Origin of the sequence: Tundrisphaera lichenicola (genome assembly GCF_051175385.1) — a bacterium.
Taxonomy (GTDB): Bacteria; Planctomycetota; Planctomycetia; order Isosphaerales; family Isosphaeraceae; genus Tundrisphaera; species Tundrisphaera lichenicola.
Genome location: NZ_CP195106.1, coordinates 1711193 through 1724092 on the forward strand (window position 1 = coordinate 1711193; position 12900 = coordinate 1724092).

Genomic DNA, 12900 nt, shown 5'->3' on the forward strand with positions numbered 1-12900 from the left:
CCTCGGGCGTGATTATCTCACAGAATCTCTTCCCATCCGGCGCGAACTCGGCGAGCGTTCGGTCGAGCATCGAGGGTCAAGGTAACCGGATCTCATCCGCGAGCAAACCCGGATTGATTATTCCGTTTGGGATGAAGGCGACCAGATCCGCCCGAGGATGGTCGGGTGGCGATTCGCCGCCCGGCGCGTTAGCCTCGACTTCAACGAAGAAGAGGGAGGGGACGGGACCGTTCGAGGATATCTGTTATGCACTGCGTCACGATCACCGACGCCCACCTCGATACGCTCCAGTGGGTCTCCCTGATTTATTATCTGCGCGAATCGAACCGCGAGAATGGCCTGGTCGCCGACAAGACGAAGCCAGGCTCGCCTTCGAGCATTGCGGCCGTGGGGCTCTCGCTGGCCACGGCGCCGGTGGTCGTGGAACGGGAACTCATGAGCCGCGAGGAGGCCGCCGCAATCGTCCTCAAGAAGCTCCGGTTCTTCCGCGACAGCCCGCAAGGGCCCGAGTCCGATGCCACCGGTTACAAGGGCTTCTATTATCACTTTCTCGACATGAAAACGGGCCGTCGCGTCTGGGACTGCGAACTTTCGACCATCGATACGGCCTTCCTGATCGCGGGGATTTTGACCGCCGCCACTTACTTCGACCGCGACGATCCGGTCGAGTCCGACCTCCGCCAGATCGCCGACGGACTCTATCGGAGGGTCGACTGGGAGTGGGCCGCCAACGGAGAAGCCTCCATCACGCACGGCTGGCGACCCGAGACCGGTTTCATCCCCTATCGCTATCAGGGCTATGACGAAGGGCTCCTGCTCTACATCCTCGCCCTGGGCTCGCCGACCCATCCACTCGGCGCGGAGGGATATCAGGCCTGGTGCTCGACCTTTCAATGGAAGTCGATCCACGACATCGAATATCTCTACTCGGGACCACTCTTCACTCATCAACTCTCGCACCTGTTCCTCGACCTTCGGGGTATTCAGGATCGCTTCATGCGAGAGCATGAGATCGACTACTTCGAGAATAGCCGTCGGGCCACGTACGTCCATCGTGACTACGCCATCCGCAACCCCCACGAGTTCGAGAACTACAGTGAGGTCTGCTGGGGTTTCACGGCCTCCGACGGCCCAGGCTGGATGACCCGATCCATCAAGGGTGTTGATCGGACCTTTTATGATTACATCGCCCGAGGAGCACCCTTCGGGCCCGATGACGGAACGGTCTCGCCCTGGGTCGTGGTCGCCTCGATCCCGTTTGCTCCGGAGATCGTCCTGCCGACGATCCAGCACTTCAACAGTCTCGATCTGGGGATGACCGACTCCTACGGCTTCAAGACGAGTTTCAACCCGACCTACTCCGTGGAGGGCTCGAATTGCGGGTGGGTCTCCCCCTGGTACTTCGGCATCGACCAGGGACCGCTGGTCCTGATGATCGAGAATTACCGGACCGGCCTGCTCTGGTCGATCACCAAGAATTGCCCATATCTTGTGAACGGCTTGAGAAAGGCCGGATTCCAGGGAGGTTGGCTCTGAGGACAGAGGCCATCAGACTCCCCGAGCCGCAGGGTCCCAGAGGAGCTTGTGAAGTTGAACTTGGAGTCGGAGTGGGAGGCCCGACTCGAGGATCCAGGCGGCCAGATCGGTCGGATTGACCCGGCCATGAGCTGCGCCCACGAGCAGGGGGAAGCGGCCAGCCAGTCCGTGCTCGCGGACATGGGCGACCGTCCAGTCGAAGTCGCCACGGGAGCAAATCACGTATTTGACCTCGTCGATCGGCTTGAGACGGGCGAGATTAACGTCCAGATTGGCAGAGGCTTCGCCAGAGCCCGGCGTCTTGACGTCCAGGATGATCGCGACGCGAGGGTCGACATCAATAGTGTCGATCGCTCCGCTGGTTTCTAGCAAGACCGTCCGCCCGGCATCGGCCAGTCGAGTCAACAGGGGCAAGACTTCGGGCTGGAGCAACGGTTCCCCGCCGGTCACTTCCACCAGAGGATCGCCCGTACCCAGGGCGCGAGCAGCGACCTCTTCGATCGTCAGCGGTTCTCCCGAGTGGAAGGCGTGCGGCGTGTCGCAGTAGGTGCAGCGCAGGTGGCAGGCCGTCAAGCGGACGAAGGTACAGGGAAGGCCGGCATGAGTACTCTCCCCCTGGAGGCTCCGGTAAATCTCGTGAATCAGGAGCGTGCCGGCCGGTTTCCCCGCCAGGGGACCGAGTCGTCGAGCGAGCAGGTCGTCTGACACGGGTGCCAGGTTAATTTCGGAGCCTGGGTCGCTGGGTCGTGGAGCGGTCAAGGGCATGACGTGGTTCGGATCCGGTGTACTGATCGCAACGCATTGACGCGGACCATGATACCTCGATCGCGGTCGGAGCGACCAGTCCACCCGGTTTCTCGACGCATTCCGGCGAACCATTTGTGAACGGCTCGTCTTTATTTGAGCAACTTATTGATCCTCGATGCCTCTCCCTTCAGGAAGTCGATCTCCAGGAAAGGATCGGCCGAGATCCGCTGGAACCGGACGTTTCCTTCGCGGTCGATCAAGTAGGCCCCGTGGAGGGGTAGCCCCTCGAAATCGTCGAAAGCCTGGTATTTCTTGAAGACGGCCAGGCTCGGATCGGCCAGCAGGGGCATGGGGAACTTGATACCGTCGGCGTTCGATTTCAGGAGCCGGGCCATCTCCAGGTCGTCGGTCCCCACTGCCACCAGGTCGGTCCCCAGTTCGTCAAACGCCTTCATCTGCTTGCCGAATTCCTGGAGTTGCTGGAGGCAATGGGCGCACTTGTCGCCGAGGTAAAACAGGACGATCACGTTTCGACCCTTGTGGTCGGCGAGCGTCCAGGGCTTCCCGTCGGTGTCGACCAGATCGATCGGCTCGGCCGGCCAGGGCGACCAGGCGATCGGCCCGAGGGTCTCGAGGTCGATCCGGGTGGTTGCCGTCGCCTCGTCGGTCGAGGCGTCCAGGGGGGTGGGCGACCACTGGCCGTCGGCCTTCCAACCGTCCACGATCGAGGCCAGGCGTCGAGCGATCGGGGTGTCCTGATCGGCCCGGGCCAGGTAGGGCTGGAGATTTCGGTAGGCCTCTCGGGCGAGGTCATCCTTGCCGCTTGCGTGATAGGCCTCGACCAACGCGGCCATCGGGACGAACTGGTTGGCGTTCTTCTCGGAGGCCACCTTCGCCGCGGCCTCGGCCAGCCCGAAGTTCCGATTCGCCAAGTGCAAGCGGACCAGGGCCGACGAGTTCATCCGGGTCGCCTTGGCGAACGATTCGAGGGCTTGCAGGGCCTCTCCTCGGGCATATTTCTGGTAACCTTCAAGTTCGGCCAGCGCGGCGACCAGTGTCCCGGAGGTCGGGGCCTTGTCGTTCGCCTTCTTGGTTTCCTCCGCCACCATCGTGGTCAGGATCTTCGCCTGCTCTTCGAGCTTTGCCGCGTCTCCCCTGGCGGCATAGGCCAGGCCGAGGGTATACGGCTTCTCGATCTTCTCATTCGGGATATCGGCCCAGTCGAGTTCCCCGGAGTCGGTCGCGGCGATCAGGTCGTCCCAGAGTTCATAATTGACGAGCATCTCGGCCCAGCGTTGTCGGCCCGATCGCTGCGGTGAGCCGCCATCGTTGGGTCCGTTTTTCTGGGGATCGCGCGGTTGTTCGACCAGGTTGCGGGCCACGATGATCGCGTCGCGGACCCGGCCGACGTTGCCCAAGCTGGTGGCTAGCCACTGATTGTTGTGCGCGTAGTTGTGGATCTCGAACGGCATCACGCGGTCGCGGATCATGTAGGCGTGATCGACTCGGGCCGACCCTTCCTGCTGATAGGCGGCGTCGGCGTAGCGCTTCAGTTCGGTGTAGGTGTGTCCCGGCATGTGCCAGGCGTGGGCGATGCCGGAGGCCGACGGGGCGAAGAGCGATGCCGCCTGCAAGGCCTGGTTCGGTTTCACGTGATCCCAGAGGTGGATCCGATAGTGGTGGGCTCCCGGATGCATGGGATTCTTATCCAGGACCGATTGCAGGAGCAGGTCCACGGCCTGCCGACTGCCGATCCCGTCGCTCGAAGCGTTCTGCCAGGTGACCATCGCCAGCCAGGCGCGGGCTTCGAGGTCCTCGGGGAACTCCTGGACGAGAGTTTCCAGGCCCAGGAGATGGGCCTTCTTCTTCGCCTTGTCGTTGCCACTCTCCTTGTAGAGAGCTTCGAGCGACTCGATATAGAGGATTTCCCGGCGCGACGGCTTGGAGGCATCCGCCTTGGTCCGGGCTTCCTTCACGAAACCCGTGGCCCGCTTGGCGTTATTGACATTGGCCATGGCCAGCCCCCAGGAGGCCATCGAGCATACCGGGTCGATCATCGCGGCCTGGCGGAACGATCGCTCGGCCTCGAAATAGTAGAAGGAATGGAGTTGGGCCACGCCCTGGGTGATGAATTCCTGGGCCTCGGGCTTGCTGGTGGTGACCGGGAAGTCGACTTTGCCCATGTTCGGGATCAGCGCCGCTCGCCTTCGGGGACCGTCGTTGTAGGCTTCGCCGTGGATCGAGTGACCGGGGGCCGGGACCGAAGGATCGGCCGCGCTGGGGGATGCGGTCGGTTTCGATGGCTCCTGGGCCGAGGCCGTCCCGAACGCGATACAACATAGGCCGAAGGTCCAGACGATCCGAAGGGGCATGGCGTGATCTCCTGGGTGCTGGAGCCTCGATGAGTCGAGGTCAGTGGGCGAGCGGTGAGGGGGCAAGATCTCTATTTAACCGCGATTGTTTGCCAATCGCCATCCGGTTGCTCCGGGTCTCGGTCAAGCGTAATGTCGAATCACCTCGACATCTTCGCCTCGATCGCTATGATCTCCGATCAATCGACCTCGAAGGACCGGGGCCACAGGTGATGGATCGAAACGAGTTGCGACCACGTTGCACGGATGCCGACGATCGACGGAACCGACCATCCAGCCGGTTCCGATCGACCGAGGGGCTCCCGGCATCGGGAAGTTCATCCCGTGCGCGGACGATCGTCCGCACGCTTCTTGCTTTCCTGACCCTCGGCCTCGTCTGGAGAGTGGCTCGTTACGCGGCCTGCCCGCCGCTCTGGGGGGACGAGGCGTTCATCGCGGTGAGCCTGCTGACCCGCGACTTCGCCGGGCTACTCCGGCCCCTCGACTATCTGCAGATCGCTCCCGTGGGCTTCCTCGGATTCGAGCTTGCGGTGGTTCGGCTGCTCGGTCCCTCGGAAAACGCCCTCCGGCTCCTCCCGTTCCTCTCAGGAATCGCCTCACTCCTTCTATTTGAACGGCTGGCCCGTCGGCTCGTCGATCGTAGGTCGGCCCTGATCGCGGTCGGGATCTTCGCGGCCTCGTTCTATCCCGTACGTCACGCCACCGAGCTCAAGCCCTACTCGACCGACCTGCTGATCTCATTGATCGCAACCGGAATGGCCTGGTCGACGATCCGGGATATTAAGAACACCGGTCGATGGCTCGGACTGACCGTTCTGATTGCGATCGGCGTCTGGTTTTCGTACCCCCTGGTGCTGGTTGCCGCCGGGCTCGGGATGGTCCTGGCTCTAACTGTGGCGTCTCGACCGAGCCGGAAGGTACTGGTCCTGTTCGCGATCTTTGGTCTCATGACTTCCGCGAGTTGGCTTGCCTCCTACTTCGGTGCCGCCCGGCCGCAAGCACGGGTCACTCCGCTTTATGCTGAGCTGAAGACCTGGGAGGGAGCGTTCCCCCCGCTTTCGCGACCCTGGCTGTTGCCCTACTGGCTGATCGACGTCCATACGGGCAACATGCTGGCTTATCCCAACGGAGGAAACCACTTCGCCAGCGTCGGGACCGCCTTCCTGGTCGCGTTCGGTGGACTGTCCCTCTGGCACAAGCGTCCACTGGTCCTCGCCCTTCTCCTGAGCCCCCTCGTCCCGACCTTCCTGGCCTCGGCCATCCACCGCTATCCCTATGGCACGAGTGCTCGGATCTCGCTCTACATGGCCCCGGCCTTCTGTCTCCTCGCGGGCCTGGGTGCGGTCTCTCTGATCCGTCGCCTGACCGGGACCGGCCGACGACGGGCTTACCGGCTGGCGATCGCGACGCTCGGGGCGATGATCCTGGTCGCGACCGTGGTGAATGTCGCACTCCCGTACAAGAATTATGAGGACAAGGAAAATCGGCGGGCTGTCGTCGAACTGGCCAGCCTGTCCGCTCCGGGCGACCGTTGGATTGGTTACGACGGTCTGGAAGAATTACCCCTCTCGAAGACACTCTTGTTAGAGCACTGGCTCCAGCAGATGGCCGAGGTCAAGTACAACCTCCTGGCCCGAGCCCCGGGCAAGATCCTCTGGATGCCGAACGAGAAATCCGCCATTGGCCCCGCCTTGGGGCGGACCTGGCTGATCGTTCATCGGAGTGGATGTCCGAACTTCGACGAAGAAAGACTCGAACGACTCAAGGCCAATTTGACCCGCCAACTGGGCCCGCCCGTCGTCCACGACTGGCCGCTCTTGCTTGGGGAGTCGATCCGAGCCTACGAGTATCCGGCGACCGCCTCGGAGTAGTCGAGCCCCGTCCTCTCTGCTAGTCTGGTTTCATCATCGCCCGCGAGGCCCTCCGACCCGATCCGTCGAGATACCTTTCATGCCCGCGACCCACCCGCTCCCCTCGCGGCTCCTGGCCGACCTGTCGAGTGTCGTCGGCGACGAGGACATCCTCCAGCATCGCGACGAATTGCTCGTCTACGAATGCGACGGCTTCGTGATCGAGAAGAATTCCCCCGATGTGGTCGTCTTCCCGACCTCCACGGATGAGGTCGTCGAGATCGTCAAGGCGTGCAAACGCCACCAGGTTCCTTTCGTCCCACGGGGGGCGGGCACGAGCCTGGCCGGGGGTACGCTTGCCGTCGGCGGTGGTGTGATGATCTCGCTGACGCGGATGAAACAGATCCTGGAGATCAACACCCGCGATCGCTACGCCGTGGTCCAGCCCGGAGTGGTCAACGTCTGGCTGACCAAGGCCCTGGCTGGGACCGGGTTCCACTACGCCCCCGACCCTTCGAGTCAGGGGGCCTGCACGATCGGCGGTAATGTCGCGACCAACTCGGGGGGGCCTCACACTCTCAAATACGGCGTGACCGTGAATCACGTCCGGGGGGTCGAACTCGTCCTGCCCGATGGGACCGTCGTTCGGGCCGGCGGCCCAGAGGAAGATCACCCCGGCTATGACCTGACCGGACTGATCGTCGGCCACGAAGGGACCTTCGGTGTGGTGACCGAGGTCACCGTGGGCCTGACTCGAGACCCCGAGGCGGGTCGGACCTTCCTGGGCGTTTTCGAGACCGTCGAGGCTGCCACCGAGGCCGTCAGCGGGATCATCGCCGAGGGGATCGTCCCGGCCGCCCTGGAGATGCTCGACAACCCGATGATCCGAGCCGTGGAACAGGCGTTCGGGTTCGGATTCCCGACCGAGGCCGGGGCCGTCCTGATCATCGAGACCGATGGCCTCGAAGCCGGGCTGGAGCGGGAGGCCGAGGCGATCGCCGCGATCGTCCGGGGCAGGGGGGGCTCGGTGGCCCGTGCGATCTCCTGGCGGACCCGGAAAGAGCCCGAGTACGTGGCGATCTGGAAGAGCCGGAAGTCGGCCTTCGGGGCGATCGGCCGGTTGAGCCCGACCTTCTGCACCCAGGATGGCGTGGTCCCCCGAACCAAGCTCCCTCACATCCTTCGATTCATCATGGCGGTCGGAGAGCGGCACAACCTCCGGATTGCCAACGTCTTCCACGCGGGGGATGGCAACATTCACCCCATACTGCTTTTCGACGAGCGCGACCCCGACCAGGTCCGGAGGGTCTTGGAAGCCAGCCATGAGATCCTCGACGAATGTATCAACGTAGGGGGGAGCGTCACCGGTGAGCACGGGATTGGCGTCGAGAAGATGTCGTTCATGCCCAAGCTCTTCTCGCCCAGGGACCTCGCCACCATGATCTCGCTCCGCCACGCGTTCAATCCTTCGGGACTTTGCAGCCCTGACAAGATGATCCCCGGCGGAGTCGGCTGCATCGAACGGAAGTCGCCCGGTCATCGGGCTTCGGCTTGATGGGGTAAGTTGGCTCGATCACGGTAGATCGTATATCCGTACGGAGCCATCCTCGTGGCTCGTCGCCACACTCCGGCCGTCTGGGGAGAAGACGGCAATCCCATCTCGGTGAGACGATCGTAGCCGTCGACCAAAGGAGGTATCGACCAGTATCAACTCCATCCGCTCGGCCTGATCTGGTCCCAACAAATAGTGGTCGATGACAGCCCTCACGAAGTTGAGCGAGAGGGTCCGGAGCAGACGGACATTGCCTGTCGAAGCCAGGGTCTTACCGTCCGGGGAGAACTTCAGATCGACCGAGGCGTAATCACGTTCATGGGCCGCCGTCGAGTGAACGAGAATCTTCGTGGCCAGATCCCAAAACTCGACCGACCCGTCCTCCCGGGCAACCGCCAAGGTCTTGCCGTCGGGGGAGAATGCGACCCGGCTCGGAGTAGCAGCTCCGGGCGGGGTTGCGACCTGGAAAGCCTCGACGTCGCGGTCGAGGTCCCAGATCGAGAGTCTCGTGGGACTAACCGTCGAGCCCGCCGAGATCGGCGCGGTCAGTGCCAGCCATCTCCCGTCGGCCGATAGGGCGTTGAAGCCCAGGTAGTTCGTGCTTACGGTCGAGGCGACCGCGCGACTCTCGACCACGACACCGGTTGCAACATCGATGTCCAGGAGTGTATGCGCGTTCGGGCCGACGGCCAATAAGCGGAGCGTTGACCCACCGTTGCGGAATCTCAGGCCGAGAAATCCGCCCTGGGGCGAAGCGATCGTCGATCGGACTCGACCCGTCCCCGCATCGATGAGGTCGATCGAAAAGTTCGTCCCAGCTCCCTGGATGAACCATGGCGAGGCGTAGGTCCGCCCGTCGGGCGAGAAGGCCCCGGCGAATCGGCGCCGCTTGTCGGTTGCTTTCCAGGTCTCCCGCTTCCGGCCGCTCGCTACGTCCCAGAGGATCATTTCCTCCGTCGGATAGGTTCGGGTCACCAGTACCGATCCGTCGGGCGAGAACTCGCAGGGGTAGAGATCTCCCTCCGAACGAACGACAAGGCGAGCAGGCCACTCCGTCCACCTTTCGAGTAGGCGAATCGACCCGTATCCCACGAGCAGCGTCGTTGTGAGAAGGAGGTTGATTTTCCATCGCCAGCTAAGGACCACCGATTCGATAACTTCCCGATACGCCTTCGGCATCGTATAACCGTAGCCAGGACGATCACGACCTCGCAACGGACGCCCAGCCATGACGTACAGCCCCGAGATCGAGCATTCGATGCGGATGTTCCACGACTCGCTCTCGGAGAAGGACCGCAGGCGATATGCGGCCATCGAGGCCGCCAAGCTCGGCCATGGGGGCACCGAATATATCGCCACGCTTCTGGGCTGCGATCCCAAGACGATCCGCCAGGGCCAACAGGACCTGGATCGACTCCCTGACGGGCTCGGCGATCGGGTTCGTAAAAAAGGGGCGGCCCGAAGCCGTGCATAGGCTCCATCCCGCTCCTGGAGGAGAACTTCCTCCGGGTGCTCCGGGATCGCACGGCCGGTGACCCGATGCGGCAGGGGGTCCGCTGGACCGACCTGAACTATGAGCAGATCGCCGGCCACCTGGCCGAGGCGGGCACCCCAGTCAGCGTGCCGGTGGTCAAGCAACTGCTCAAGAAGCACGGCTACGTCACCCGCAAGGCCCAGAAGGCCAGGGCGATGGGCGGGCATCCCGACCGCAACCAGCAGTTCGAGAACATCGCCCGGCTGAAGGGGGAGTATCTCGGGACCGACAACCCGATCGTGAGCATCGACACCAAGAAGAAGGAGTTGATCGGCAATTTCTACCGGGCCGGGCACCTCCTGACCCAAGGGGTCATTGGGACGTTCGACCATGACTTCCCCAGCTTCGCCGAGGGTGTGGTCATCCCCCACGGGCTGTACGACGTGAAGGAGAACGACGGCCATGTGAACCTGGGGACCAGCCACGACACGGGCGAGTTCGCCTGCGACAGCATCGAGCGGTGGTGGGAGGGCCAGGGCCGAGCCCGCTATCCCCGTGCGACCTCGATCTTGCTGCTGTGCGACGGCGGCGGCAGCAACAGTGCGAGCCAGTACCTGTTCAAGGAGGACCTCCAGGGTCTGGTCGATCGGCTCGGCATCGAGATCCGTGTGGCGCACTACCCGCCGTACTGCTCGAAATACAACCCGATCGAGCATCGGCTGTTCCCGCACCTGACCCGAGCCTGCCAGGGCGTGATCTTCGAGAGCGTGGGTTTGGTGAAGGAGTTGATGGAGAAGGCGAGCACGAGCACGGGGCTGCGGGTGACGGTGGACATCCTGGAGAAGGTGTACCAGACGGGGCGGAAGTATGCGGCAGGGTTCAAGGAGGACATGAAGATCGTGTTCGACGAGATCCTGCCGAAGTGGAACTACAGGGCGGTCCCGAGCGAATCATGACTTCGGGAAGTTATCGAATCGGCGATCCTAAGGCCCTTCCATCGGCCTAGGATGCCGATTACGGCCAGCGAACGATCCATTGCACCTGGCATGCGTGGCCTTTCGTCGTACTTAAAACCTGATGGCCTTCGGCTCATGCTATCGCGATCGATACGGCTGGGCAACGACGGATGTCCAAGGCCTCTCGTTCGCAGCCTCCTTCGCTTCGTGCCACGCTCAGGTCGAGCACGCGGCGAGTCTCGGGATTGCCCTCGTCGATCTGGTGCCCGACGGGCTTCTCGGTTAACTTGTTCGGCGGGCTGGCGGGACTTCCGCCCTCCCGATGCCGGACCATCGGCCCGAGGGGGTGAATGCGTTGGCCAAGCGACCCCGGAATCTCTGGCGACGGCCCAATTCCTCGTTCCGGCTCGGCCAGAAGCGGCCGACCGATGCGAATCTGGATGAGCAGCGGCTCACGCTCTATCTGCCCGCGTTCGTCCTCGACTGGGCCGAGCAGCAGGCGAATCAGGCGGGCGTCTCGACGGTCCAGATCTATTGCGCTGGGCTTCTCCGCGACGCGATCGAGGAAATCCGGGGCCGCGAGCAGTTGGCCCAGGCCGAAGCCAGGACGGGAGCACTCCAGGGGTTCCGCGACGTCACCGATGACCCCGAGTATCTGGCCGAGTGGAGTGCCTCGGCCGCACCGCGCAATCATGCCACGGCGATCCACCGGATCGAGGACGACGAGCAACCCGGACCGCAAACCGATCCCAATCCCATGAGCGATCAACCCAGTCCGGCCGCGGTCGTCGTCCTCCGCCACTCGGCGAGCGGATCCGATGACCCTTCGAGCTTCCTCGCCTCCATCCGACGAGGCGAGTCCGTCACCGAGGCCGCCTCGGGCGAGTTGCTCCAGGCGCTCAACGCCCTGGAGGTCGAATATCGCGACGCTCGATCGATCGACCGACGGGTCGCTTACGCCCTACACCGACTGGCCTTCGAAGCGCAGATCCTCCACTCCGACGCCTGGCCGGGCTCGCTCGATGCCGAGACCGTCAACCTGATCCGAGTCGTCCAGGAGGCGGTCGACCGCGTCCTCTCCGGCGAGGACATCCGCTATTATCCCTCCTCGTCCTGATCGGAGTTAGCCCCCTTGGATTGGCCCCAGACATCGGCCGGCGGGACCCTCGGAGATGGCCGGTTCGCCTCGGCCACCGATCGCCCATCGACCCTATCCGAACTCGGCCCGATCGTCGCCCGTCGAGTCGGAGAAGGTCTGGCTATTTATCCCCAGGGAGGCTTGACCGCTCTCGACTACGGAGGAACTCCGCGAAGTCCCGGCGTGGCGATCGACCTTCGAGGTCTCGACCGGGTGATCGATTATCCGGCCGCCGACATGACGATCACGGTGGAGGCCGGGATTACTCTGGGCCGACTCCGATCGGTGCTGTCCGAGCAAGGGCAACGCCTCTGCGTCGAAGCCCCCGAAGCCTCACAGGCCACCCTGGGCGGGATTTACGCGACCGACACCTCGGGGCCTCGCCGATTCGGCCAGGGGCGACCTCGCGACCAGATCATCGGCGTGAGTTACGTGGATGTCGAAGGGGAGCTGGTCAAGGGAGGTGGCCGGGTCGTCAAGAACGTCGCCGGATACGACCTGCCCAAGCTCCTGACCGGATCGATGGGGACGCTCGGGATCATCGCCGAGCTGACCCTCAAGGTCCGCCCGAAGCCCGAGGCCTCGAGCCTGGCCTGGGTCCGATTCCGGAGACTGGCCGAGGCGAGCCAGGCGATCGAGCGGCTCAACACTTCGGGGACCCGGCCGGTGGCCCTTGAACTGTTGAACGCCCCGGCCGCCCGGAGGGTCGGTCGCATGGGCGATCTGCCCATCGAAGAATGGGTACTCGTGGTCGGGTTCGAGGACAATGCCGCCTCCGTGGCCTGGCAGGTCGACCGCCTGTCGCTGGAGTTGGGCCGGACCGACATCGTGGTCCGACAGGGGGACGATGCCGAGCCGCTCTGGTCGGCCTTGGTCGAGTCGCAAGCGGCGTCCGATGGGCCTCTGACGTTCCTGACCAACCTCAAACCATCGTTCGTCCCGGTGTTCCTGCAACAACTCGACCCAGGTCGCTGGGAGATCCAGGCTCACGCCGGCAATGGGATCGTGCGCGGTCATGCTTTCGAAGAAACCTCGATCGACTCGATCGGACACGAGATCGAACGCCTCCGGGCCGAGGCTCGGCGACTCGGAGCGAGCCTGACGCTCCCGCGATGCCCGACGGACTGGAAGGATCCGCTTCGGGTCTGGGGCGATCCCAGGTCCGACTGGGCGATGGCCGAACGAGTCAAGTCCGCGCTCGATCCTGCAGGTGTGCTGAATCCAGGTCGGTTTGTGGGTAAGATTTAACCAGCTCGAACCTTGCCCACCGAGGTC

10 protein-coding genes are annotated in these 12900 nt (G+C 63.6%); 7 read left to right on the top strand and 3 right to left on the bottom strand.

The window, feature by feature from the left end; all coding sequences use genetic code 11:
• The first annotated feature begins 246 nt into the window (after nucleotides 1-246).
• On the top strand, nucleotides 247-1536 hold the full coding sequence (locus tag P12x_RS06685) for a glucoamylase family protein (protein ID WP_435010110.1): 1290 nt from the start codon (nucleotides 247-249) through the stop codon (nucleotides 1534-1536).
• 12 nt (nucleotides 1537-1548) lie between these two features.
• Here P12x_RS06685 and P12x_RS06690 read toward each other — a convergent pair whose 3' ends face one another.
• Complete coding sequence (locus P12x_RS06690) at nucleotides 1549-2244, bottom strand: radical SAM protein (protein WP_435010111.1); 696 nt, start codon at nucleotides 2242-2244, stop codon at nucleotides 1549-1551.
• A gap of 188 nt (nucleotides 2245-2432) precedes the next feature.
• Nucleotides 2433-4655: a redoxin domain-containing protein gene (locus P12x_RS06695; RefSeq protein WP_435010112.1), complete on the bottom strand. Its 2223-nt coding sequence runs from the start codon at nucleotides 4653-4655 to the stop codon at nucleotides 2433-2435.
• A gap of 227 nt (nucleotides 4656-4882) precedes the next feature.
• Between P12x_RS06695 and P12x_RS06700 the strand changes: the two genes are divergently transcribed.
• Nucleotides 4883-6526 carry a glycosyltransferase family 39 protein gene (locus tag P12x_RS06700; RefSeq protein WP_435010113.1) on the top strand — a complete coding sequence of 548 codons (1644 nt, stop codon included), beginning with the start codon at nucleotides 4883-4885 and terminating at the stop codon, nucleotides 6524-6526.
• A 79-nt stretch (nucleotides 6527-6605) separates the two neighbouring features.
• The gene (locus tag P12x_RS06705; protein ID WP_435010114.1) at nucleotides 6606-8060 is read left to right on the top strand and encodes an FAD-binding oxidoreductase; all 1455 of its coding nucleotides are present in this window, start codon (nucleotides 6606-6608) and stop codon (nucleotides 8058-8060) included.
• An 18-nt stretch (nucleotides 8061-8078) separates the two neighbouring features.
• Here the strand turns inward: P12x_RS06705 and P12x_RS06710 are convergent, their stop codons facing one another.
• On the bottom strand, nucleotides 8079-9032 hold the full coding sequence (locus tag P12x_RS06710) for a WD40 repeat domain-containing protein (RefSeq protein WP_435010115.1): 954 nt from the start codon (nucleotides 9030-9032) through the stop codon (nucleotides 8079-8081).
• Nucleotides 9033-9285: 253 nt separating this feature from the next.
• Between P12x_RS06710 and P12x_RS06715 the strand changes: the two genes are divergently transcribed.
• From P12x_RS06715 to P12x_RS06730, 4 genes are all read left to right on the top strand, one after another.
• Nucleotides 9286-9531: a hypothetical protein gene (locus tag P12x_RS06715; protein WP_435006007.1), complete on the top strand. Its 246-nt coding sequence runs from the start codon at nucleotides 9286-9288 to the stop codon at nucleotides 9529-9531.
• Between the two features lie 14 nt (nucleotides 9532-9545).
• Nucleotides 9546-10487: an ISAzo13 family transposase gene (locus P12x_RS06720; protein WP_435011641.1), complete on the top strand. Its 942-nt coding sequence runs from the start codon at nucleotides 9546-9548 to the stop codon at nucleotides 10485-10487.
• A 355-nt stretch (nucleotides 10488-10842) separates the two neighbouring features.
• Nucleotides 10843-11604 (top strand): hypothetical protein, encoded by a 762-nt coding sequence (locus tag P12x_RS06725; RefSeq protein WP_435010116.1) that lies wholly within the window; start codon nucleotides 10843-10845, stop codon nucleotides 11602-11604.
• A 15-nt stretch (nucleotides 11605-11619) separates the two neighbouring features.
• On the top strand, nucleotides 11620-12873 hold the full coding sequence (locus P12x_RS06730) for an FAD-binding oxidoreductase (RefSeq protein ID WP_435010117.1): 1254 nt from the start codon (nucleotides 11620-11622) through the stop codon (nucleotides 12871-12873).
• Nucleotides 12874-12900 lie beyond the last annotated feature (27 nt).